This window comes from Streptomyces sp. NPDC001502 (assembly GCF_042894785.1).
Taxonomy (GTDB): Bacteria; Actinomycetota; Actinomycetes; order Streptomycetales; family Streptomycetaceae; genus Streptomyces; species Streptomyces kutzneri.
Genome location: NZ_JBIAVW010000011.1, coordinates 227,411 through 248,684 on the forward strand (window position 1 = coordinate 227,411; position 21,274 = coordinate 248,684).

General features: G+C 69.6%; 19 protein-coding genes. 10 read left to right on the forward strand and 9 right to left on the reverse strand.

The window, feature by feature from the left end:
• The first annotated feature begins 117 nt into the window (after positions 1 to 117).
• Genes ACFY0D_RS21640 through ACFY0D_RS21650 form a run of 3 tightly spaced genes read left to right on the forward strand, consistent with a single transcriptional unit; the run spans position 118 to position 2,714 of the window.
• Complete coding sequence (locus ACFY0D_RS21640) at positions 118 to 1,011, forward strand: GNAT family N-acetyltransferase (RefSeq protein WP_390799737.1); 894 nt, start codon at positions 118 to 120, stop codon at positions 1,009 to 1,011.
• A gap of 14 nt (positions 1,012 to 1,025) precedes the next feature.
• Complete coding sequence (locus tag ACFY0D_RS21645) at positions 1,026 to 1,487, forward strand: GNAT family N-acetyltransferase (RefSeq protein WP_390799738.1); 462 nt, start codon at positions 1,026 to 1,028, stop codon at positions 1,485 to 1,487.
• A 57-nt stretch (positions 1,488 to 1,544) separates the two neighbouring features.
• Positions 1,545 to 2,714 carry a winged helix DNA-binding domain-containing protein gene (locus ACFY0D_RS21650; protein ID WP_390799739.1) on the forward strand — a complete coding sequence of 390 codons (1,170 nt, stop codon included), beginning with the start codon at positions 1,545 to 1,547 and terminating at the stop codon, positions 2,712 to 2,714.
• Positions 2,715 to 2,735: 21 nt separating this feature from the next.
• Here ACFY0D_RS21650 and ACFY0D_RS21655 read toward each other — a convergent pair whose 3' ends face one another.
• Positions 2,736 to 4,121, reverse strand: coding sequence for a serine hydrolase domain-containing protein (locus ACFY0D_RS21655; RefSeq protein WP_390799740.1), 1,386 nt, complete (start codon positions 4,119 to 4,121; stop codon positions 2,736 to 2,738).
• Positions 4,122 to 4,130: 9 nt separating this feature from the next.
• Positions 4,131 to 5,600, reverse strand: coding sequence for a replicative DNA helicase (gene dnaB / locus ACFY0D_RS21660; protein ID WP_390799770.1), 1,470 nt, complete (start codon positions 5,598 to 5,600; stop codon positions 4,131 to 4,133).
• Between the two features lie 452 nt (positions 5,601 to 6,052).
• Here dnaB and ACFY0D_RS21665 point away from each other — a divergent pair, with 452 nt between their 5' ends.
• Entirely contained in the window at positions 6,053 to 7,393 is a 1,341-nt protein-coding gene (locus tag ACFY0D_RS21665; RefSeq protein WP_390799741.1) for an MATE family efflux transporter, read from the forward strand.
• 129 nt (positions 7,394 to 7,522) lie between these two features.
• Here ACFY0D_RS21665 and rplI read toward each other — a convergent pair whose 3' ends face one another.
• The 4 genes from rplI to rpsF all read right to left on the reverse strand — a co-directional run bounded on the left by rplI (position 7,523) and on the right by rpsF (position 9,227).
• Complete coding sequence (gene rplI / locus ACFY0D_RS21670; protein WP_030008386.1) at positions 7,523 to 7,969, reverse strand: 50S ribosomal protein L9; 447 nt, start codon at positions 7,967 to 7,969, stop codon at positions 7,523 to 7,525.
• 18 nt (positions 7,970 to 7,987) lie between these two features.
• Positions 7,988 to 8,224 (reverse strand): 30S ribosomal protein S18, encoded by a 237-nt coding sequence (rpsR, locus tag ACFY0D_RS21675; RefSeq protein ID WP_005315025.1) that lies wholly within the window; start codon positions 8,222 to 8,224, stop codon positions 7,988 to 7,990.
• Between the two features lie 43 nt (positions 8,225 to 8,267).
• On the reverse strand, positions 8,268 to 8,864 hold the full coding sequence (locus tag ACFY0D_RS21680) for a single-stranded DNA-binding protein (RefSeq protein ID WP_053167464.1): 597 nt from the start codon (positions 8,862 to 8,864) through the stop codon (positions 8,268 to 8,270).
• Positions 8,865 to 8,936: 72 nt separating this feature from the next.
• Positions 8,937 to 9,227 carry a 30S ribosomal protein S6 gene (rpsF, locus tag ACFY0D_RS21685; RefSeq protein WP_004950685.1) on the reverse strand — a complete coding sequence of 97 codons (291 nt, stop codon included), beginning with the start codon at positions 9,225 to 9,227 and terminating at the stop codon, positions 8,937 to 8,939.
• A 251-nt stretch (positions 9,228 to 9,478) separates the two neighbouring features.
• Here rpsF and ACFY0D_RS21690 point away from each other — a divergent pair, with 251 nt between their 5' ends.
• The 3 genes from ACFY0D_RS21690 to ACFY0D_RS21700 all read left to right on the forward strand — a co-directional run bounded on the left by ACFY0D_RS21690 (position 9,479) and on the right by ACFY0D_RS21700 (position 12,145).
• Positions 9,479 to 9,781 carry a hypothetical protein gene (locus tag ACFY0D_RS21690; protein WP_030008388.1) on the forward strand — a complete coding sequence of 101 codons (303 nt, stop codon included), beginning with the start codon at positions 9,479 to 9,481 and terminating at the stop codon, positions 9,779 to 9,781.
• Positions 9,782 to 9,923: 142 nt separating this feature from the next.
• Positions 9,924 to 11,042, forward strand: a complete 1,119-nt coding sequence (locus ACFY0D_RS21695; protein ID WP_030383942.1) for a peptidoglycan bridge formation glycyltransferase FemA/FemB family protein — start codon at positions 9,924 to 9,926, stop codon at positions 11,040 to 11,042.
• Between the two features lie 71 nt (positions 11,043 to 11,113).
• Entirely contained in the window at positions 11,114 to 12,145 is a 1,032-nt protein-coding gene (locus ACFY0D_RS21700; RefSeq protein WP_150258236.1) for an alanine racemase, read from the forward strand.
• 10 nt (positions 12,146 to 12,155) lie between these two features.
• Here the strand turns inward: ACFY0D_RS21700 and ACFY0D_RS21705 are convergent, their stop codons facing one another.
• Both ACFY0D_RS21705 and ACFY0D_RS21710 read right to left on the reverse strand, forming a co-directional pair.
• Entirely contained in the window at positions 12,156 to 13,616 is a 1,461-nt protein-coding gene (locus ACFY0D_RS21705) for a glycosyltransferase family 87 protein (protein WP_390799742.1), read from the reverse strand.
• A 93-nt stretch (positions 13,617 to 13,709) separates the two neighbouring features.
• On the reverse strand, positions 13,710 to 16,319 hold the full coding sequence (locus ACFY0D_RS21710; RefSeq protein WP_390799743.1) for a transglycosylase domain-containing protein: 2,610 nt from the start codon (positions 16,317 to 16,319) through the stop codon (positions 13,710 to 13,712).
• Positions 16,320 to 16,594: 275 nt separating this feature from the next.
• On the opposite strand from ACFY0D_RS21710, the gene ACFY0D_RS21715 reads away from it, so the two are divergent.
• The 3 genes from ACFY0D_RS21715 to ACFY0D_RS21725 all read left to right on the forward strand — a co-directional run bounded on the left by ACFY0D_RS21715 (position 16,595) and on the right by ACFY0D_RS21725 (position 19,702).
• Entirely contained in the window at positions 16,595 to 17,197 is a 603-nt protein-coding gene (locus ACFY0D_RS21715; protein WP_030008393.1) for a PadR family transcriptional regulator, read from the forward strand.
• 49 nt (positions 17,198 to 17,246) lie between these two features.
• Positions 17,247 to 18,329, forward strand: a complete 1,083-nt coding sequence (locus ACFY0D_RS21720; RefSeq protein WP_390799744.1) for an inositol-3-phosphate synthase — start codon at positions 17,247 to 17,249, stop codon at positions 18,327 to 18,329.
• A 104-nt stretch (positions 18,330 to 18,433) separates the two neighbouring features.
• Complete coding sequence (locus ACFY0D_RS21725; protein ID WP_351150444.1) at positions 18,434 to 19,702, forward strand: MFS transporter; 1,269 nt, start codon at positions 18,434 to 18,436, stop codon at positions 19,700 to 19,702.
• A gap of 68 nt (positions 19,703 to 19,770) precedes the next feature.
• Here the strand turns inward: ACFY0D_RS21725 and ACFY0D_RS21730 are convergent, their stop codons facing one another.
• On the reverse strand, positions 19,771 to 21,237 hold the full coding sequence (locus ACFY0D_RS21730) for a CCA tRNA nucleotidyltransferase (protein WP_390799745.1): 1,467 nt from the start codon (positions 21,235 to 21,237) through the stop codon (positions 19,771 to 19,773).
• Positions 21,238 to 21,274 lie beyond the last annotated feature (37 nt).

Genomic DNA, 21,274 nt, shown 5'->3' on the forward strand with positions numbered 1-21,274 from the left:
GTGTTTCACGTGAAACACCGTCCGGCGGCTCCTGTGCCGGGCACCTGGTGTTTCACGTGAAACATCCGACCCCAAACCCTCTGGACGACTCCCAGTCCATGATCCAGTCTGGGTCAGGTGACACCACCACACATCACCGATCTACCGATCCGGGCGCTGACCGTGGACGATCTCCGCCGCTGCGCCGACCTGTCCGAAGATCGCGGATGGCTCCGCGAGGACCACAAGTGGCGTCTGCTCCTCACCGCCGGAAACGGCTACGGCGTCGACGCTCCGGACGGCCGGGGACTCGCGGCCGCCTGCGTCGTCACGCGCTACGGCGACACCCATGCCGGACCGGATCTCGCCGCCATCGGGATGGTTCTCGTGGCCGACCGCTTCGCCCGCCAGGGCCTGGGCCGCCGTCTGATGACCCACGTCTGCGACGGCGTGCTCAAGGGCGTCCCCCTCACCTTGCACGCCACTCCCTACGGGCGGCCCCTCTACGAGGAACTGGGCTTCGAGACCACCGGCCGCACCGAGATGCTGACGGGCCCCTTCCGGCACGAGGGCACCCCCGGCACGTACGGCACCTCCCGGGTCCGGCCGGCGACCGCCGAGGACCTTCCCCGCATTCTGCGCCTGGACGCCGAGGTCTTCGGCACCGACCGCACGCACATGATCACCCGGCTGCCCGCCTTCGCCGACCGGCTGGTCGTCGCCGAGGACCACTCCCAGGGCGGCGCACTCACCGGCTACGCCGCGGCCTGGCCCAATATGAACACCCAGGTCATCGGCCCGCTGATCGCCCATGACACCGCGACCGCCCAGTCACTGGTCACCGCGCTCGCACTCGGCACCGACCGGGCGCTGCGCACCGATGTCGACGTACGACACGAGGAATTCCTCGCCTGGCTCAAGGACCGGGGCCTGGCCTCCGTGGCCTTCAATGCCGTCATGACCCGGGACATCCCCGGCCTGCCCGGCGACTGGACCCGTCGGTGGGCGCCGCTCACCGTGGCCGCGGGCTGAGAGGAGAACGCATCATGACCGACACTCCCGAGCTGATGATCCGGCCGGCCACCGAGGCCGATGTCCCCGCCATCGTCGCCATGCTGGCCGACGACCCGCTCGGCGCCACCCGCGAGTCCCCCGACGACCTCACCCCGTACCTCGCAGCCCTGAAGCGGCTGACCAACGACCCGAACCAGCACCTGGTCGTCGCCGTCCGCGCCGACCGGGTGGTGGGCACCCTCCAGCTGACGATCGTCCCGGGACTCTCCCGGAAGGGAGCCACCCGTTCCATCATCGAGGGCGTCCGCGTCCACGCCGACGAACGCGGTGGCGGCCTGGGCACCCGGTTCATCGAATGGGCCGTCGAGAAGTCCCGTGCCGAGAACTGCGCGCTGGTGCAGCTGACTTCGGACGTGACCCGGACCGATGCCCACCGTTTCTACGAACGGCTCGGGTTCACCGCCTCGCACGTCGGGTTCAAGCTCCAGCTCTGACCGGACGTTCCGGCAAGCCGGGCCGCCGTGTCGGCGGCCCGGCCTACGATCGGGAGGATGAGCCTCCCTCTCGTCACCACCGCCGAGCGACGCCACCGGCTCGGCCGGCGCCACCGTCTGGCTCCGTCGGCCCGCGCCGCGACCGTCGTGGAGACAGCTGATTCCGTCGTGGCCCTGCACGCCACCGACGCCGCGACCGTCTTCCTCTCGGCCCGGGCCCGGCTCGCCGAGGGCGGCCCGGACGCGATCGAGCGAGCGCTCTACGAGGACGTAAGCCTCGTGCGCCTGCTCAGCATGCGCAACACGCTCTTCGCGGTCTCCGCCGAACTCGCCCCGCACGTCGACGCCTCCACCGCCCGCGCGATCGCTGCGAAGGAGCGCCGCACCCTCCTCAAGCACCTCGACGAGGACGGACAGGGACTCGACGCCGCCTGGCTCGCCGGCGTGGAGGCCGCCGCGCTCGACGCCCTCGACGCCCACGGCCCCTCCACCGGCAGCCAGCTGTCCGCGGCCCTACCAGCGCTGCGCCAGAAGATCACCATCAGCCGCGGCAAGAAGTACGAGGCCGAGCAGGGGGTCGCCACCCGGGTCATCCGGCTGCTCGCGGCCGACGGCCGGATCCGCCGTGACCGGCCGCGTGGCTCATGGACCTCCAGCCAGTACCGCTGGGTCCACACCGAGCCCTGGCCCGCCGTACCCGCCGCAGAGGCCCGCACCGAGATCGCCCGCAGATGGCTGCGCGCGTACGGTCCCGCCACCGAGGCGGACCTCAAGTGGTGGACCGGCTGGACCCTCACGGACGTCCGCAAGGCCCTCGCCGCCGTGGGCCCCGACCAGGTCCGCCTCGAAGACGGCACCACCGCGCTGGTCAGCCCCGGGGACGCCGGGCCCGAACCGGCGCCGGAGCCCTGGGCGGCGCTGCTGCCCGGCCTCGACCCCACCGGCATGGGCTGGGCCGACCGCGGTTTCCACCTCGACCCCGCCCACAGGAGCGCCCTGTTCGACTACGCCGGCAACATCGGCCCCACCGTGTGGTGGAACGGCGAGATCGTCGGCGGCTGGGCGCAGCGCTCCGACGGCGAGATCGTCTGGCGGCTGCTGGGCAGCCCCGGCCGGGCCGCCGAGCAGGCGATCACCGCCGAGGCCGCGCGGCTCGCCGCATGGGTGGGAGAGGCCCGGATCACCCCGCGTTTCCGTACTCCGCTGGAGCGTGAACTCGTCGCCTGATCCGGCCCGGGGCCGGGGCTGTCAGCCGATGCCCCGCCAGCCCTGCGGGTCCACCCCGCCGGGCACCGGAGCGTCGGCGTCGTAGGGCTCCCGGGTGAACACGAAGGACGCCAGGTCGAGATGGCTCACCGAGCCGTCCGCACGGCGCACCGCCCGCAGCGTCTCACCGGCGTAGTAGCCGAAGAGTCCGGTCCAGCTGCCGTCCGGCTCCGCCCGGAAGCGGGACGTGCGCCCGCTTCCGCCCACCGGCCCCAGCTCCAGCAGCCCGTCCGCGGTCAGGCGCACCACCTGGGCCGAAGTCCCCCAGTACCAGGGGCCGCACAGTTCGAGCGGCACGTGGTCCGACTCCAGGAACGGCCGCCACGGCTGCGGGAAGCGCGGTTCGGCGTCCGCCACGATGCCCACGAGATCCGCGGCCACCGTCGAGGCCGGAAGTCCCGAGGTGCAGTTCGCCAGCACCACCGCCGCCACGTCGTCCACCTCGCTCAGCCACAGCCCCGCGACGAAGCCGGGCAGCGAACCGCTGTGCCCCGCGAGCTTGCGCCCGCCGACGGCCGCCAGCTGCATGCCGAGCCCGTAGCCCAGCTCGGCGAGGCCGGGCTCCGGGGGAGAGGCCGCAGTGCGCATCTCCCGTACGGACCCGGCGCACAGGACGCGCTCGTCACCGCGCAGCAGGAAATCGGCGAACCGGGCCAGGTCCCGGGTCGTGGACCACAGCCGGCCGGCCGCGGCCATCAGGCCCAGGTCCTCCAGCGGTTCGGGCATCATCACGTCCGCCCAGGGATGCACCGCCCAGCCGCCCGCGTGCGGGGCCTGCGGCTGTCCGCTCGTGCGCACCAGCCCCAGCGGCTCCAGCACCTCGGTCCGCAGCGCCTCTTCCCAGGGCATTGCGCGCACCGCCTCCACCAGCGAACCCAGCAGGGTGTAACCCGGGTTGGAGTAGTGGTGCCTGGTTCCCGGTGCCAGCTTGAACGGCTCCTCCCCCAGCACGTCGCCGAGCTCGGGCCGCTGCTCACCAGGGGTGCGCTCCCACCACTCACCGGGCGTCTCCGCCGCCAAGCCGCCCGAATGGGACAGCAGTTGGCCGACGGTCACCTGACCGGCGCCGGTCCCCGGCAGATGCTTCTCCAGCGGATCGGCGAGCGAGATCAGGCCCTCGTCCCGCAGCCGCATCACGAGAACCGCCGTGAACGTCTTGGTGATCGAACCGATCCGGTACTGCACGTCACCGTCCGGACCGTGTCCCTCGACCGAGGTCCGGGAGCCTTCCCAGACCACCTCCCCGCCCCGCAGGACGGCCGCCACCACGGAAGGCGCCCGCCCTTCGCTCTGCGCGACGGCGATCCGGTGCCTCAGCGCGCGCCGGGTGGCAGGGAGAAGTTCCAGGTCCTCAGCAAGCTCATCCATGATCGGATGCTACGTGTTGGCCATGTCCACGAAGCGGGAGTAGTGGCCCTGGAAGGCCACCGTGATCGTGGCCGTGGGGCCGTTACGGTGCTTCGCCACGATCAGGTCCGCCTCACCCGCACGGGGGGACTCCTTCTCGTACGCGTCCTCGCGGTGCAGCAGGATCACCATGTCCGCGTCCTGCTCGATGGAACCCGACTCACGCAGGTCGGAGACCATCGGCTTCTTGTCGGTGCGCTGTTCCGGACCACGGTTCAGCTGGGAGAGGGCGATCACGGGGACCTCCAGCTCCTTCGCCAGCAGCTTGAGGTTTCGGGACATGTCCGAGACCTCCTGCTGGCGGCTCTCGGGACGGCGCGAGCCGCCCGACTGCATCAGCTGGAGGTAGTCGATGACCACGAGCGAGAGGTCGTTGCGCTGCTTGAGCCGGCGGCACTTGGCCCGGATCTCCATCATCGACAGGTTGGGGGAGTCGTCGATGTAGAGCGGGGCGGCGGAGACGTCCGGCATCCGGCGGGCGAGCCGGGTCCAGTCGTCGTCCGTCATCGTGCCCGAGCGCATGTGGTGGAGCGCGACCCTGGCCTCCGCCGAGAGCAGGCGCATGGCGATCTCGTTGCGCCCCATTTCCAGGGAGAAGATCACGCTCGGCAGGTTGCTCTTGATGGAGCAGGCCCGGGCGAAGTCCAGGGCGAGCGTGGACTTGCCCATGGCGGGACGGGCCGCGATGACGATCATCTGCCCCGGGTGCAGGCCGTTCGTCAGCGAGTCCAGGTCCGTGAAGCCGGTGGGAACGCCCGACATCTGGCCGCTGCGGGAGCCGATCGCCTCGATCTCGTCGAGGGCGCCCTCCATGATGTCGCCGAGCGGCAGGTAGTCCTCGGAGGTCCGCTGCTCGGTGACGGCGTAGATCTCGGCCTGGGCGCTGTTGACGATCTCGTCGACGTCGCCGTCTGCCGCGTAGCCCATCTGCGTGATCTTCGTACCGGCGGCGACCAGGCGGCGCAGGACGGCCCGCTCGTGGACGATCTCCGCGTAGTACTCGGCGTTCGCCGCGGTCGGCACGGACTGGACCAGGGTGTGCAGGTACGAGGCCCCGCCCACCTTGCTGATCTCGCCGCGCCGGGTCAGCTCGGCGCCGACGGTGATCGGGTCGGCCGGCTCGCCCTTGGCGTACAGGTCGAGGATCGCCTGGTAGATCGTCTCGTGCGAGGGCCGGTAGAAGTCGTGGCCCTTGAGGACCTCGACGACGTCCGCGATGGCGTCCTTGGAGAGCAGCATGCCGCCGAGCACCGACTGCTCGGCGTCGAGGTCCTGGGGAGGGACGCGCTCGAAGCCGCCGCCACCGCCGCCGGAGTCCCAGGAGCCGCCCTCGCGGCCCCGGTCGTGCTGTTCGTCCCCGCGGCCGCGGCCTTCGCTGTTACGGCGCGGACGGGCGGGCAGACGGTCACCCGGACCGCTGTCGGCCCAAGGGTCGTCCATGGGCTCGGGCATGCTCACCGGGCCGCCTCCTCCCGTCCGCAACGCGGACCTCGCCGTGTCACTCTTTCTACGACACGGCTCTGACATTTGGGGCACCCGAATCCGCCGTCGGCGAGTCGGGCAACGAACCACGGTAGGCCCGAGAGCGGCGTCAGCCAATCTTGTTATCCACAGGCTGTGTGGATGACATGTGGATGACGGCGCCAATGCTGTGGGTAACTCGCCGGAAGCTGTGTACGGACCGGGGGACGACGCTGTGGACAAAATCACCCGCGCCACCCTGTTACCCCATCTGACCTGGCCTTTCCTCATCCAGAGGCGGCGGTGGAGAAAATTCTTGGACACTGTCTCAAGATCGCCTCCAACGAGGTGCAAAGAACGCTCAGGTCAACGCGTCAGTAAGGATCCAAAGGCCCTTGCATCCATTACCTGTGGAAGATTAGATTGAGCGCATGACACAGGCTCTCGCAGCACCCAAGGCAGGGCCGGGACGGCACGACCGAGAGATCTTCGCACTCGCTCTCCCTGCCTTCGGCGCACTCGTCGCCGAGCCCCTCTTCGTGATGGCCGACAGCGCCATCGTGGGGCACCTCGGAACCCCCCAGCTGGCCGGCCTCGGCATCGCCGCGGCGGTGCTCACCACCGCTGTGAGCGTCTTCGTCTTCCTCGCGTACGCCACCACCGCCGCCGTCTCCCGCCGCGTCGGCGCAGGAGACCTCCAGGCAGCCATCCGGCAGGGGATCGACGGCATCTGGCTCGCCCTTCTGCTGGGCGCGGCCGTCGTCGCCGTGGTGCTTCCCGCGACTCCTTCACTGGTCTCGCTCTTCGGGGCCTCCGACACCGTCGCTCCGTACGCGATCACCTATCTGAGGATCTCCGCCCTCGGCATCCCGGCCATGCTCATGGTCCTGGCCGCCACCGGGGTCATCCGCGGCCTCCAGGACACCCGTACGCCGCTCTACGTCGCCCTCGGCGGCTTCGCCCTCAACGGGGGCCTGAACGTCGCCCTGGTCTACGGTGCGGGGCTCGGCATCGCGGGCTCCGCCTGGGGCACGGTCATCGCCCAGTGCGCCATGGCCGCCGCCTACCTCGTCGTGGTCGTCCGCGGAGCCCGGCGCCACGGTGCCTCGCTGCGCCCCGACCCCGCGGGCATCCGGGCCTGCGCCCAGGCGGGCGCTCCGCTGCTGGTCCGCACCCTGTCACTGCGCGCGATCCTGATGATCGCCACCGCCGTGGCCGCCCGGCTCGGCGACGCCGACATCGCCGCCCACCAGATCCTGCTCTCCCTGTGGAGCCTGCTCGCCTTCGCCCTGGACGCCCTGGCGATCGCCGGGCAGGCGATCATCGGCCGCTACCTGGGCGCGGGCGACACCGACGGCGCCAGGGCCGTGTGCCGCCGCATGGTGCAGTGGGGGATCGCCTCGGGCGTCGTACTCGGCCTGCTGGTCGTCCTGGCCCGCCCGGTGTTCATCCCGCTGTTCACCAGTGATCCGGCCGTCGAGGCGGCCCTGCTCCCGGCCCTGCTGGTCGTGGCCCTCTCCCAGCCCGTCTCCGGCATCGTCTTCGTGCTCGACGGGGTGCTGATGGGCGCCGGCGACGGCCGCTACCTGGCCCGGGCCATGCTCCTGACGCTGGCCGCCTTCGCCCCGGCCGCACTGCTCGTGCCGATCCTCGGCGGCGGCCTCACGGCGCTCTGGTGGGCCATGACGCTGATGATGGTGGTCCGGATGATCACTCTCCGGCTGCGCGCCGGCTCGGGCCGGTGGCTGATCGCGGGAGCCACCCGCTCGTAGCGGGCGGCCGGGCCTCGGCCGTGTTTCACGTGAAACACGCGGGCCGGCGCCGCATGTTTCACGTGAAACACCGCCCGACAACGACGAAGGGCCGCACCCCGGTGGGGTGCGGCCCTTCGAGCGCAGCCCTTAGGCGGCGACGACCTCGATGCCCACGTTCGCGGCCACGTCGGCGTGCAGACGCACGGAGACCTGGTACGAACCGAGGGTCTTGATCGGGGAGCCGAGCTCGACGCGGCGCTTGTCGACCTTCGGGCCGCCCGAGGACTCGATCGCCGTGGCGATGTCGGCCGGGGTCACGGAACCGAAGAGACGACCGGCGTCACCCGCGCGGGTGGCCAGACGGACCTTCACACCCTCGAGCTTGGCCTTGACCTCGTTGGCCTGCTCGATGGTCGCGATCTCGTGGATCTTGCGGGCGCGGCGGATCTGCGCCACGTCCTTCTCGCCACCCTTGGTCCAGCGGATCGCGAAACCACGCGGGACCAGGTAGTTGCGAGCGTAACCGTCCTTGACGTCGACGACATCGCCGGCGGCACCGAGGCCAGAAACCTCGTGGGTCAGGATGATCTTCATTAGTCGGTCACCCTTTCCTTATCGCGCGGTGGACGTGTAGGGCAGCAGCGCCATCTCACGGCTGTTCTTGACGGCCGTGGCGACGTCACGCTGGTGCTGCGTGCAGTTGCCGGTAACGCGGCGGGCACGGATCTTGCCGCGGTCGGAAATGAACTTCCGCAGCATGTTCGTGTCCTTGTAGTCCACGTACGCGGTCTTGTCCTTGCAGAATGCGCAGACCTTCTTCTTAGGCTTGCGCACAGGCGGCTTCGCCATTGTGTCTCTCCTGTGTGATCAAGAAGTGGGGATGCGAGCTGCCCTAGAAGGGCGGCTCGTCCGAGTAGCCACCGCCGGAGCCGCCGGAGCTTCCGCCCCAACCGCCCCCGCCGCCGCCCTGCTGCTGGCCACCGGCCGGCGCGCTGGACGCCCACGGGTCGTCGGAGGGAGCTCCGCCGCCCTGCTGCGGCTGGCCACCGGGGGCTCCGCCCCAGTTGCCACCGCCGCCGCCCTGCTGCTGACCGCCGCCGCCGTATCCACCCTGGCCACCGCGACCGGTGGTCTTGGTGACCTTGGCCGTGGCGTTCTTCAGGCTGGGGCCGACTTCCTCGACGTCCAGCTCGTAGACCGTGCGCTTGACACCCTCACGGTCCTCGTACGACCGCTGCCTCAGCCGGCCCTGCACGATGACGCGCATGCCTCGCTGGAGGGACTCGGCGACGTTCTCCGCCGCCTGCCGCCACACCGAGCAGGTCAGGAACAGGCTCTCGCCGTCCTTCCACTCATTGGTCTGACGGTCGAAGGTGCGGGGGGTGGACGCGACACGGAACTTCGCGACCGCCGCACCCGAGGGGGTGAAGCGCAGCTCGGGGTCGTCGACGAGATTGCCGACGACCGTGATGACGGTCTCGCCTGCCATGGATGAACCTCTCGGCGGGGATTGCTGCTGGGCTGCTGTGCTACTCGATCCCGATTACCGCTGAACCGAAGTTCAGTGGGTCTCGGGGCGAAGGACCTTGGTCCGGAGAACCGACTCGTTCAGGTTCATCTGTCGGTCAAGCTCCTTGACGACCGCAGGCTCGGCCTGAAGGTCGATGACCGAGTAGATGCCCTCGGGCTTCTTCTTGATCTCGTAAGCGAGACGACGACGGCCCCAGGTGTCGACCTTCTCGACCTTTCCGTTGCCCTCACGGACGACGGAGAGGAAGTTCTCGATCAGCGGGGAGACAGCGCGCTCCTCGAGATCGGGGTCGAGGATGACCATCACTTCGTAGTGACGCATGTGGAACCCACCTCCTTTGGACTCAGCGGCCACGGTCGTTCCGTGGCAGGAGGGTCGTGATGCGTAAGCACGGCGTCCGCAGAGCAGACACCGCGCAGCTGTACAGACTACCTGCTCACGTCCTTCCGGTTGAAATCCGCCGGGAGAGGGCCACAATCTGTATCCATCGGGTGTGCTCGGTGCTATGCCCCCGGCCCCTTGCCGGAGGCAGCCCGCAGCACCGCCAGCTTCAGCCAGGAGGTGCCCTTCCGATGGCACAGGCAATGCGGCCCCCTCAGATCTCCCTGCTCTCCACCGACGGCAAGCCCCACCCGCTGCAGGACACCCTGATGGCGGTCACTCTGACCCTCGGCGCCGTGGCGTTCGTCACGGCCTTCTTCCACAACCTGCACCTGATCAGCTCGTGGGCCGGGCTGATCGGAATCCTGACCGGCGCGTACGGACAGTTCGTCTCCGTCACGACACGCGAGCGCTTCGCGCTGATCATCGGCCTTGGCGCGTCTGCCATCGGCTTCTACCTCGGCATGTTCCACGGCGGTCTCTTCGGGGGCTGACGGGGCCGACCGGGACACCTCCGCGGCAGGGCGCCGGCCACGCACCGGCCCGGGCCCCCGGCCCGTCCCCCAGAAGGGTGGCGCCCCTGTCGCAGTAGGCTTCGCGCCATAGCCAGCGAAGCCGCCGGAGGAGACGCCCCGCATGAGCCTGTCCCTGAGGACCATCAGCCGAGAGCAGCATCTGGGTTACCTCCAGAGCCTGCCCTCGGCTAGCCACTGCCAGGTCCCGGCGTGGGCCGACGTGAAGAACGAGTGGCGTTCCGAGAACCTCGGATGGTTCAACGAGTCCGACGAACTCGTCGGAGCGGCCCTCGTGTTGTACCGGCAGCTGCCCAAGGTGAAGCGGTACCTCGCGTACCTGCCCGAGGGCCCGGTCATCAACTGGTATGCCCCGAATCTGGAGGAATGGCTCCAGCCGATGCTGGCCCACCTCAAGCAGCAGGGCGCCTTCACGGTGAAGATGGGCCCGCCCGTCGTCATCCGCCGCTGGAACTCGACCGCCATCAAGGCCGGTATCCAGGACCCGAACGTGAAGCGCCTGCGCGACGTGGAGGCCTCGGTCATCGAGCCCCGCGCCTTCGAGGTGTCGGACAAGCTGCGCCGCATGGGCTGGCAGCAGGCCGAGGACGGCGGCGCCGGCTTCGGCGACGTCCAGCCGCGCTACGTGTTCCAGGTACCGCTGGCCAACCGCTCGCTGGACGACGTCCTCAAGGGCTTCAACCAGCTGTGGCGCCGCAACATCAAGAAGGCCGAGAAGGCCGGCGTCGAGGTCGTCCAGGGCGGCTACGACGACCTGCCGACCTGGCAGCACCTGTACGAGATCACGGCCGAGCGCGACAAGTTCCGCCCGCGTCCGCTCAGCTACTTCCAGCGCCAGTGGACGGCCCTCAACTCCGAGGACCCCAACCGGATGCGCCTCTACATCGCCACGCACGAAGGAGAGCCGCTGGCCGCCGCCACGATGCTCACCGTCGGCCAGCACGTCTGGTACTCGTACGGCGCCTCCGCCAACCACAAGCGCGAGGTCCGCCCCTCGAACGCGATGCAGTGGCGCATGCTGCGCGACTCGTACGCGCTCGGCGCAAGCGTCTACGACCTGCGCGGCATCTCTGACACCCTGGACGAGAACGATCACTTGTTCGGTCTGATCCAGTTCAAGGTCGGTACGGGCGGCGAGGCCGTGGAGTACGTCGGCGAGTGGGACTTCCCGCTCAACAAGGTGCTGCACAAGGCCCTCGACATCTACATGTCGCGCCGCTGACCGGCCCCGCCCCACACGCACACACAGCACCGCTGCACCAGGCAGCTTCTCAGGAGAGGTTCCGGACGGGCATGGCGCTCACGCTCTACGTCGACACCGCGCGCTGGCGTGCGCACCAGAAGCAGATCCAGGACCAGTTCCCCGGTCTGATCCCGGTCTGCAAGGGCAACGGCTACGGCTTCGGCCACGAGCGGCTCTGCGAGGAGGCGACCCGCATGGGCGCCGACATCCTGGCCGTGGGAACGACGTACGAGGCCGCCAGCATCAAGGACTGGTTCGGCGGCGACCTGCTCGTCCTCACCCCGTTCCGGCGGGGCGAGGACCCGGTGCCGCTCCCCGACCGGGTCATCCGTTCGGTCGCGTCGCTGGACGGGGTGCGCGGTCTGGTGGGGGCCCGGGTGGTGATCGAGTGCATGAGCTCGATGCGCCGCCACGGCATCTCCGAGCAGGACCTCGGCCAGCTGCACGCCGCCATCGAGGACGTCCGGCTGGAGGGCTTCGCCCTGCACCTGCCCCTGGACCGCCCGGACGGCTCGGACGCCGTCGAGGAGGTCATCGGCTGGATGGACCGGCTGCGCGCGGCCCGGCTGCCGCTGCACACCATGTTCGTCAGCCACCTGCGGGCCACGGAGCTCGCGCGGCTGCAGCAGCAGTTCCCGCAGACCCGCTTCCGGGCCCGTATCGGCACCCGGCTGTGGCTGGGCGACCACGAGGCCACCGAGTACCGCGGCGCGGTCCTCGACGTCACGCGCGTGGCCAAGGGCGACCGGTTCGGCTACCGGCAGCAGAAGGCCGCCTCCGACGGCTGGCTGGTCGTGGTCGCCGGCGGTACCTCCCACGGGGTGGGCCTGGAGGCCCCCAAGGCGCTCCACGGTGTGATGCCGCGCGCCAAGGGCGTCGCCCGGGCGGGTCTGGCGACGGTCAACCGGAACCTTTCGCCCTTCGTGTGGGCGGGCAAGCAGCGCTGGTTCGCGGAGCCGCCGCACATGCAGGTGTCGATCCTGTTCGTGCCCTCGGACGCGACCGAGCCGAAGGTCGGCGACGAGCTGGTGGCGCACCTGCGCCACACCACCACGCAGTTCGACCGGGTGCTCGACGCCTGAGTCCGACCGGTCAGTCCTGGGAGCTCGCGCCCCAGGCGACCCGCTGTCCATCCGAGGGCGTCGCGTACTGCGGCGCCCTCGCCGCGTCCGACAGCACGAACACGTCCTCCGCGCCGTCCAGGACGCCGCCGGAGGGGTCGTCCGAGCCGTCCCGCCGGACGACGTCCCGCTCGGGCATCAGGATGTCCCGGACGATGACCGCGCACAGGTACAGGGTGGTCAGCAGGTGGGCGGTGATCGCCAGCTGGTAGCCCTCCACGGGCAGGCCCTGGTGCTTGTCGGCGCTGGCCGTGTAGGCGAGGTAGAACCAGATCCCGAGGAAGTAGACGACCTCGCCGGCCTGCCAGATCAGGAAGTCCCGCCAGCGCGGCCGGGCCAGTGCGGCGAGCGGGATGAGCCACAGCACGTACTGCGGCGAGTAGACCTTGTTGCACAGGATGAAGGCGGCGACGACGAGGAAGGCCAGCTGTGCGAAGCGGGGTCGGCGCGGGGCGGTCAGGGTGAGCAGTCCGACGGCCCCGCACAGCAGGAGCGTCAGCCCCGTCGCGTACGTGTTGGCGCCTTCCAGCGAGTTGCCCGAGCGCTGGGAGATCAGCAGCCACACCGAGCCGTAGTCGATGGGCCGTTCCTGGCTGAAGGTGTAGAACTTCTTCCAGCCGTCCCATGCGAAGAGCATGACCGGCAGGTTGACCACGAGCCAGGCTCCGGCCGCGCCGAGTACGGCGGCGCCGAAGGCGCGCCACTTCCCGGCCCGCCAGCAGAGCACGAACAGCGCCCCGAGCAGCAGGACGGGGTAGAGCTTGGCCGCGGTGGCCAGGCCGACGAGGATGCCGAAGAGCACCGTCCGGCCGCGGGACCACATGAGCATCGCGGCGGCGGTCAGGGCGATGGCCAGCAGGTCCCAGTTGATCGTCGCCGTCAGGGCGAAGGCAGGCGCCAGGGCGAAGAGCAGGGCGTCCCAGGGGCGGCGGCGGTGGGTGCGGGCGACGCACACGGCGATGACGGCCGCGCAGGCCATCAGCATGCCCGCGTTGACCATCCAGTACATCTGTTCGCGGTGCTGCATGGAGCCGCTGCCGGGGGTCAGCCAGGAGGCGATCTCCATGAAGAGCCCGGTGAGCACCGGGTACTCCAGGTACTCCATGTCGCCCGGGAGCCGGTCGAAGTACGGCGTCAGGTTGTCGGCGAAGCCGCGTACCGCGTACAGGTGCGGGATGTCGGAGTAGCAGGCGTGGGTGTACTGCGAGCCCGCCCCCCGGAACCACGCCCAGTCGTAGCAGGGCAGCTTCTGGACCATGCCGAGCGCGAACATGCCGATGGCGATCAGCGCCACGACACGGACCGGCCCCAGCCAGTGCCCGCCGAGCCGGGCATAGCGGCCGAGCGGGCCGCCGATGAGCTCACTGCCGGCTGCGGCGACCTCGTCCTGCTGCGTCGGCAGTACGGGGCTGTCCTCGTGCACCTTGGTCATGGGCTCATCCTGCCGTACCGGACCGGACATGCGGGAAGGCCGTCGCACACAGGGTGCGACGGCCTTCCTCGGCTCATGGAGCGGCGGTACGGGTCACTCGGAGACGGAGTCGTCGACCCCGCCGGTGATGCCGCCCGGGCGGCCCGGTCTGCCGGTCTGCGTCGGGGACGGCGATCCGCTGGAGCCGCCGATCACCCCGGAGCTGGTACCGGCGGTGTTACCCGAGTTGGCGCCGGAGCTGGTGCCGGTGTTCGCGCCTCCGTTGGTGGTCCCGCGCGTGGTGTCCGGGTCGCAGTACAGCTTCCACGGCGGGCAGGACGGCCGGCCGCCCTTGGACGGGGAGGGCGACGGCGGCGGGGAGCTCGGCGGGAGCGTCGACGGGGAGGGGGACGGCGGGACGACGGCCGAGGGCGTGGGGGAGGGGGCGCCGGCGGAGTCGGCGGTCACGCCGATGTCCTCGGCTTCCGGGAACTGCTTGACCGGGAGACCCTTGAGCGCTTCGCCCATGTACTCGGTCCAGATCTCGGCCGGGATGTCACCACCGTGGAGGGAGGGGATGTTGCCCACACCCTTCATGGAGATCAGCTTCTTGTCCGGCGAGTTGGGGTCGGTGCGGAAGAGGACCACCGAGGTGGACAGCTCCGGGGTGTAGCCGACGAACCACGCCGACTTGTTCTCGTCCGTGGTACCGGTCTTGCCCGCGGCGGGCCGGCCCAGCTTCTGGACCTTCTTGCCGGTGCCGTTCTCGACGACGTTCTCCAGCACCTTGGTGATGTTGTCCGCCACGGCGCTGTCCATGGCCCGCTGGGCCTTGGGGGCCTCGAAGCCCGCCAGCTTCTCGCCGTTCTTCTCGACCTCGGTCACGGAGTACGGCTCGCGGTGCGTGCCGGAGGCGGCGAAGGTCGCGTACGAGTCGGCCATGCGGATGGCGCTCGGGGTGGAGGTACCGAGGGCGAAGGAGGCGTCGTTGTTCGGGTTGACCGACTCCTCCAGGATGCCCGTGGACTTGGCCACGGCCCTGACCTTGTCGTGGCCGACGTCGAAGACGAGCTGGGCGAACGGGACGTTGATGGACTTCTCCATCGCCTCGTTGAGGGTCACGTACCCGAAGGCGGTGGGGCTCTCGTTCTTCTGCTTGAACGGCGCGCCCGACGCGTCGCGCAGGGGCCTGCCCTCACGGTTGTTGATCACGGTGAGGTCGTTGGCCATGTACTTGCTGTCGGCCGAGATGCCCCTGCCCTTGGAGTTCTGGGTGCCGTACTCCATCGCCGCCGCCAGCACGTACGGCTTCCAGGTCGAGCCGACCGGGACACCGCTGGAGTTGGCGTTGTTGCTGAAGTACTTGTGGTCCCAGCCCGGGCCGCCGTACAGGGCGACGAGGGCACCGGTCTTCACGTCCACCGAGGCCGCGCCGAACTGCACGAAGGTGTCCGTCTCGGGGCGGCCCTTCTCGTCGATGAACCCGTTACGGGTGTCCTCGACCGCCTTGACCAGGGCGTCCACCTTCGGCTTCTGGAAGGTGGTCTTGATCCGGTAGCCGCCCATGGCCATCTGCTCAGGGGTGATCCCCTTGGTCTTCATCACGTAGGCCTTGGCCGTGTCGACCAGGTAGCCGATCTGGCCGGTCATGCCGCGGGCCTGCTCCGACTCGACCCGCGGGGGGAAGTCCGCGTCCGTGAACTTCGCCCGCTCGGCCTTGTCCATCCGGCCGACCTCGACCTCGCGGTCCAGCACCCAGCTCCAGCGCTCCCGGGCCCGCTTCTCGTTGAGGGCGGGGGTGGCCGCGGCGCCGATGCCGCCGTCCGGGTTGTAGAGGTTGGGACCCTTCAGCACGGCGGCCAGGAAGGCGCACTCGGAGGGGTTCAGGTCCTGGCTGTCCTTGCCGAAGTAGGCGCGGGCCGCGGCCTGGATCCCGTAGGCGTCCCGGCCGTAGTAGGCGGTGTTCAGGTAGCCCGCCATGACCTTGTCCTTCTCCTCCGAGACACCCAGCCTTATCGCGATGAAGAGCTCGGTGGCCTTCCGCTTGAGTGTCTGGTCGGAGTCCAGGTAGGTGTTCTTCACGTACTGCTGGGTGATGGTCGAGCCGCCCTGGGTGGAGCCGCCCGTGGCCATGTTCCACACGGCGCGGCCGACACCCATCGGGTCCACGCCCCTGTCCGTCTCGAAGGACTCGTTCTCCGCCGAGATCACGGCGTCCCTCATCGACCGGGGGATGCTGGAGATGGGCACGATCTGGCGGTTCATCGAACCGCCCGTCGCGACCATCTGGCTGCCGTCGGCCCAGTAGAAGACGTTGTTCTGCGCCTGCGCCGCCTTGTTCGGGTCCGGCGTGCTCACCATGGCGATACCGATGCCGGTGCCGGCCGTGATGACCGCGAAGAAGCCGAGGGCCGTGCCGGCGACGAACTTCCAGGACGGCACGAAACGCTTCCAGCCGTCCCTGTCGGACCGCGGGTAGTTGATGAGCCGCTTGTCGCGCGTGGCGGCGCCGGCTCCTCTCCCGCGGCCGCTGCCTCTCTGGGCAGCCCGGCGGGCATCGGCACGGCTGCCCCGGGCGGGCTGCGGTGCGTACGGGCCGCTGTGCGACGCCGTGGGGACGTCACGTCCGGCCGCGCCCCTTCCGGGGCGCGGCTGGGCGGCGCGGCGGGCTGAGGCGCGCCCACCGCCCTCGGGCTGCGGCAGTTTGCGACGGTGCTCGCTCATCGAACGACTACTCCTCGGGCAGGCGAGTGGCCTGGAAGCGGCAGATTAGTTCCGGTACCCCCCGGTGTCATGGCGCACAGACTACGCACGCTCAAAACGCGCCCAGTGCCGAAGTTCACCCCAAATCAGGCAACGTGCCTGGTGCGAATTGGTGATGTGACACCGGTCACCACGCCTCCCCTTGTCGATCAGAGCGGCCCGTTCTATCGTCTGGATGTATCGAGTCGATACATCAGCTCGGTATAAAGACTCAGGGGCGGAGGAGAGGCAGGCGGATGAGCAGACGCTCAGGCATCCTCGAGTTCGCCGTCCTCGGCCTGCTTCGCGAATCCCCCATGCACGGCTACGAGCTGCGCAAGCGGCTCAACACCTCGCTGGGGGTGTTCAGAGCCTTCAGCTACGGGACGCTCTACCCCTGCCTCAAGACGCTGGTCGCCAACGGCTGGTTGATCGAAGAGCCGGGGAACGCCCCGGAGGACGCTCTCGCCGCTTCACTCGCAGGGCGCCGCGCCAAGATCGTCTACCGGTTGACGGCCGCGGGTAAGGAGCACTTCGAGGAGTTGCTCTCCCACACGGGCCCCGACACCTGGGAGGACGAGTCCTTCGCCGCCCGGTTCGCCTTCTTCGGCCAGACCGAACGAGACGTCCGCATGCGGGTGCTGGAGGGCCGCCGCAGCCGGCTGGAGGAGCGTCTGGAGAAGATGCGCGCCTCGATCGCCCGGACGCGGGAGCGCCTCGACGACTACACGCTGGAGCTGCAGCGGCACGGCATGGAGTCCGTGGAGCGCGAAGTGCGCTGGCTGAACGAGCTCATCGAGAGTGAGCGGGCGGGACGGGATCGGAGACGATCCGGTCCGTCCGACGAAACTGAAAAATGAGGCCTGCATCTCGCAGACCTCGTCCGAGAACAAACAGGGAGCAACCGGAATGGGTTCGGTTCGCGTAGCCATCGTCGGCGTAGGCAACTGCGCCGCCTCGCTGGTGCAGGGCGTCGAGTACTACAAGGACGCCGACCCGGCGGCCAAGGTCCCCGGTCTGATGCACGTCCAGTTCGGCGACTACCACGTGCGTGACATCGAGTTCGTCGCCGCGTTCGACGTCGACGCGAAGAAGGTCGGCCTCGACCTTTCGGACGCCATCGGCGCCAGCGAGAACAACACCATCAAGATCTGCGACGTCCCGAACGCCGGTGTGACCGTTCAGCGCGGCCACACCTACGACGGCCTGGGCAAGTACTACCGCCTGACGATCGAGGAGTCCGCCGAGGCTCCGGTCGACGTGGTCCAGGTCCTCAAGGACCGCGAGGTCGACGTCCTGATCTGCTACCTGCCGGTCGGTTCCGAGAACGCGGCGAAGTTCTACGCCCAGTGCGCCATCGACGCCAAGGTCGCCTTCGTCAACGCCCTCCCGGTCTTCATCGCCGGCACCAAGGAGTGGGCGGACAAGTTCACCGAGGCCGGTGTCCCGATCGTCGGCGACGACATCAAGTCGCAGGTCGGCGCCACCATCACGCACCGCGTGATGGCGAAGCTGTTCGAGGACCGCGGTGTCCGTCTTGAGCGCACCATGCAGCTCAACGTGGGCGGCAACATGGACTTCAAGAACATGCTGGAGCGCGACCGCCTCGAGTCGAAGAAGATCTCGAAGACGCAGGCCGTCACCTCGCAGATCCCCGACCGTGAGATGGGCGAGAAGAACGTCCACATCGGTCCGTCCGACTACGTCGCGTGGCTCGACGACCGCAAGTGGGCCTACGTCCGCCTGGAGGGTCGCGCCTTCGGTGACGTCCCGCTGAACCTCGAGTACAAGCTTGAGGTGTGGGACTCCCCGAACTCGGCCGGTGTCATCATCGACGCCCTGCGCGCCGCGAAGATCGCCAAGGACCGCGGTATCGGCGGCCCGATCCTCTCGGCGTCCAGCTACTTCATGAAGTCCCCGCCGGTGCAGTACTTCGACGACGAGGCCCTGGCCAACGTCGAGAAGTTCATCAAGGGCGAGGTCGAGCGCTAACCGAACCCAAGGGTCTTCACGACACCTGGACTTCGGCTGTTCTTCCGCGGAGGGTCCCCGGGCAATGTGCCCGGGGACCCTCCGCGTATGTGACCCTTGCCCTCATGCCTGTCGTACGTGATCTGCGCGTACTCCTGCGCCTGAGGGATTTCCGCAACCTGCTCGCCGTCCGGCTGCTCTCCCAGGCCGCGGACGGCGTCTACCAGGTCGCACTCGCCACCTACGTCGTCTTCTCCCCGGAGAAGCAGACCTCCCCGGCGGCCATCGCCTCCGCCATGGCGGTGCTACTGCTGCCGTATTCGGCGATCGGCCCCTTCGCCGGGGTACTGCTCGACCGCTGGCGACGCCGCCAGGTGTTCCTCTACGGCAATCTCCTGCGGGCCTTCCTCGCCTGCGTCACCGGGATGCTGATCGTCGCGCAGGTGCCCGACTGGCTGTTCTACGCCTCGGCCCTGTCGGTGACCGCCGTCAACCGCTTCGTGCTGTCCGGGCTCGCCGCCTCGCTGCCCCACGTCGTCGGACCCGATCAGCTGGTCACCGCGAACGCTCTCTCCCCCACCGCCGGAACCCTCGCGGCGGTGGCCGGTGGAGGGCTGGCCTTCCTCGTCCGGCTGCTGGCCTCCGACTCCAACGCCCTCGTCGTGCTCCTCGGCGCCGGGCTCTACCTGTGCGCGGCCCTCGTCTCCCTGCAACTGGCCATCGGCCTCCTCGGGCCGGACCACCCCGCCGGCCGGGCCCATCCCTCGGTCACCGAGGGGGTCGCCCTCACGGTGCGGGGGATGGCCGAGGGCCTGCGCCACCTCGCCTCCCGGCGCGAGGCGGCCCGGGCACTCACCGCGATGACCCTGATGCGGTTCTGCTACGGGGCCCTGTTCGTGATGCTGCTGATGCTCTGCCGCTATTCCTGGTCGGACAACGAGTCCGACGGGCTGGCGCTGCTGGGAATCGCCGTCGGCGTCTCCGGGGCCGGATTCTTCGCCGCCGCCGTGGTGACCCCCTGGCTGGTGGGCCGGCTGGGCCCGCTCGGCTGGATCACCGCGTGCTCCGCGGGTGCCGCCGTCCTGGTACCGGCCCTCGGCCTGTTCTTCGCCCCGGAACCGATGCTGGCCGCCGCGTTCGTACTCGGCCTCGCCACCCAGGGCGCCAAGATCGCCACCGACACCGAAGTGCAGTCCCGGGTGGACGACGACTACCGCGGCCGTGTCTTCTCCGTCTACGACGTGCTGTTCAACGTCGCGTTCGTCGGCGCGGCGGCGGTGGCCTCCCTGATGCTCCCCGCCGACGGGCGATCCGTGATCCTGATCCTCATCGTGTCCGCGATCTACGCCGCGACCGCGGTGTTCCTGGCTCGCGGGGAGCGACGTTTCACGTGAAACATCAGCTCTGACGAACGCCGGGGGCCGATGTTTCACGTGAAACATCGGCCCCCGGCGTTCGCGCGTCAGGCCTGCGCGGCCCACCACTCCTTCAGCGCGACGACAGCGGCGTCACGGCCCATCGGACCGTGCTCCAGCCGGAGCTCCAGCAGGAAGGCGTAGGCCTTGCCGATCACCGGGCCGGGAGCCACGTCGAGCACCTGCATGATCTCGTTGCCGTCCAGGTCGGGCCGGATCGCGTCCAGCTCCTCCTGCTCCTGCAGCTGCCCGATGCGCTCCTCCAGCCCGTCGTAGGTCCGGGAGAGGGCATTGGCCTTGCGCTTGTTGCGCGTGGTGCAGTCGGACCGGGTCAGCTTGTGCAGACGCTCCAGCAGCGGGCCGGCGTCGCGGACGTAGCGCCGGACCGCGGAGTCGGTCCACTCCCCGTCGCCGTAGCCGTGGAAGCGCAGGTGCAGCTCCACCAGCCGGGACACGTCCTTGATCATGTCGTTGGAGTACTTCAGAGCGGTGAGCCGCTTCTTGGTCATCTTCGCTCCCACCACCTCGTGGTGGTGGAAGGAGACGCGGCCGTCGCTCTCGAACCGGCGGGTGCGGGGCTTGCCGATGTCGTGCAGCAGGGCCGCGAGCCGCAGGACCAGGTCCGGGCCGTCCTCCTCCAGCGCGATCGCCTGCTCCAGCACGATCAGCGAGTGGTCGTAGACGTCCTTGTGCCGGTGGTGCTCATCACGTTCCAGCCGCAGCGCAGGCAGCTCGGGCAGCACACGGTCGGCCAGCCCCGTGTCCACCAGCAGTCCCAGACCCTTACGCGGGTGGGCGGACAGGATGAGCTTGTTCAGCTCGCCCTGGACCCGCTCCGCGGAAACGATCTCGATCCGCTCGGACATCGCCTTCATGGCCGCGACGACCTCCGGGGCGACCTCGAAGTCCAGCTGCGCGGCGAAACGCGCCGCCCGCAGCATGCGCAGCGGGTCGTCGGAGAAGGACCCCTCCGGCGTTCCGGGCGTGCGCAGCACACCGGCGGCCAGGTCCTCCAGGCCGCCGTGCGGGTCGATGAACTCCTGCTCGGGCAGGGCCAGGGCCATGGCGTTGACCGTGAAGTCACGCCGGACCAGGTCGTCGTCGATCGAGTCGCCGTAGGAGACCTCCGGCTTGCGCGACGTACGGTCGTAGGCCTCCGAGCGGTACGTCGTCACCTCGATCTGGAAATTCCGTACGGCGTCCCCGACGCGGGCGCTCTTCTGCGCCCCGACGGTGCCGAAGGCGATACCGACGTCCCACACCGAGTCCGCCCACGGCCGGACGATCTTCAGAACGTCCTCGGGACGGGCGTCGGTGGTGAAGTCGAGATCGTTGCCGAGACGCCCCAGCAGCGCGTCGCGGACGGACCCACCGACCAGGGCGAGGCGGAAGCCCGCCTCCTGGAAACGGCGGCCGAGCTCGTCGGCGACAGGAGCGACCCGCAGCAGTTCACTGACCGCGCGGCGCTGCACCTGACTCAGGGCACTGGGGTTGTCTTCGTTGGCGTTCGGCACAACAGAAAAGGGTACGTGCCCGGCCCCCCAGGGACCG